1 protein-coding gene is annotated in these 280 nt (G+C 37.5%); it reads left to right on the top strand.

The features are described from left to right. Positions 1–24: 24 nt before the first annotated feature. A partial coding sequence (locus SB773_RS31255; protein ID WP_410594168.1) for a DUF2614 family zinc ribbon-containing protein occupies positions 25–280 on the top strand: 256 nt, incomplete at its 3' end.

Raw genomic sequence — 280 nt, forward strand, 5'->3', positions numbered from 1 at the left:
GTTATATTTTAGGAGGGACAATCCATGGCTAAACATTCTAGCAAAATCAATAAAATACGTACATTTGCCTTGAGTTTGATTTTCATCGGCTTTATCGTAATGTATATTGGACTTTTCTTCAAAACACATCCTGTTATCATGACACTTTTCATGGGACTTGGCCTTTTATTCATAATCGCAAGCACCGGGGTTTATTTTTGGATTGGAATGCTTTCTACAAAAACGATCCAGGTTGTCTGTCCTAACTGCGGCAAACCCACAAAAATATTAGGGCGTGTAG

This window comes from Bacillus sp. SIMBA_074, from assembly GCF_046534555.1.
Lineage (GTDB): Bacteria > Bacillota > Bacilli > Bacillales > Bacillaceae_G > Bacillus_A > Bacillus_A mycoides.